Genomic DNA, 1325 nt, shown 5'->3' on the forward strand with positions numbered 1-1325 from the left:
TGTGGCGCGGCGCGAGTTTTTGCATTGATGGGCAAATTAGCATGCACAGCGGCTTTTCTTCTTTTTCCTTCAAAACGGAGCGTTAGAAGTGATCCCAAACACCACTTTCTAACGCCTCTATTTGTGCCCTGTTTTACGTCAAAAAATCTCCTATAGAATATGCTTGGATTTTTTAGTTTTTGCAGCCAGGTTAGAGCGATGGATTTCGATTTCGATAATATCAGCACATTGGTTAAGCATGCTGACAGCGGTGTCAAACTGGCTGGCAAAGCCGTTGAAGTCACCAAGTCGATCAAGAACCTTTTGAGTTCTCCGAAGACGTCGAGCAACCCGGAGCTTGAAGCTCTTGTCGTGGAACTTATGAGTGAGGTTACAGATACGAAGCTGGCGAATGTGGAGCTGAAGACGCAACTTCTGGCGCTGAAGGAGGCCGCCATAGAGGCGCAGGCCAAGGCTAACGAATTTGCACGTTATGAGCTTTGGGAAACGCCAGCCGGTCAAACTGTGTATCGCCTTAAAGAACAGACCAACCATAAAGAACCCATGCATTACTTGTGCCCAACCTGCAAGGAAAAGGGTGTTAAAAGTATCCTTCAAGGGCACGAGGAAGCCAGACAATGCACGAGCTGTAATGTTTGGTTTCGCTTTGAAAAGGCCAGAGTAGTGGCTGCGGCAGGCAGTTCGAATATTTCGAATATCTTGGATGGTTACCTCCTTTAACACTTAAAACCTCCGTCAGTTACTGAAAATCAGCTCCTGAACCTTCTTCTGACCGTTACCGTTCAGAGTGTAGTTCAGGCTTACTTCTTCCACGTCAAAGCCCGCAAAGATATCTCTGATCTGAGGTGTGTCATTGATAGACAGAAGAAAGCGTCCCCTGATGGATTTGAGCTGGTCGGCCAGCCTTGAAAAGTCATCAGCATCAAACACGTCTTTGCCGTAGTAATCCTCACAGGCCCAATATGGCGGGTCCAGATAGAACAGGGTTTCAGTGCGGTCATATCGCTTGATACAATCGGCATAAGACAGGCGTTCAATAATGACGCCAGATAGACGCTCGTGAACGTCTTCCAGCAACGGCACCACCTTACTCAGATCAAAGCGGGCACCACGCAGGGATACTCCAAAGGTGCGCCCGTCAACCTTGCCACCAAAGGCTGTGCGTTGCAGGTAGAGAAAGCGGGCGGCCTGTTCCAGATCGGTCAATGTGTCTGGCTTGGTTTCCGCAAGCCGTTCAAACTCAGAGCGGCTGGTGAGCTGGAACTTGAGCACCTCCAGAAACTGCGGATAGTGGCGCTGAAGGATGCGAAACAGTGTAACCACAT

Annotated in this window: 2 protein-coding genes; one reads left to right on the forward strand and one right to left on the reverse strand. The window is 49.1% G+C overall.

The genetic code is table 11. The features are described 5' to 3' along the window. Positions 1–198 precede the first annotated feature (198 nt). Positions 199–720, forward strand: coding sequence for a hypothetical protein (locus PsAD37_RS19930; protein ID WP_063297626.1), 522 nt, complete (start codon positions 199–201; stop codon positions 718–720). A gap of 15 nt (positions 721–735) precedes the next feature. On the opposite strand, the gene PsAD37_RS19935 is transcribed toward PsAD37_RS19930, so the two are convergent. Continuing rightward, a complete protein-coding gene (locus PsAD37_RS19935) occupies positions 736–1323 on the reverse strand; it encodes a DNA adenine methylase (RefSeq protein WP_084407984.1) in 588 nt (195 codons plus the stop codon). Positions 1324–1325 lie beyond the last annotated feature (2 nt).

This window comes from Pseudovibrio sp. Ad37 (assembly GCF_001623075.1).
GTDB lineage: Bacteria > Pseudomonadota > Alphaproteobacteria > Rhizobiales > Stappiaceae > Pseudovibrio.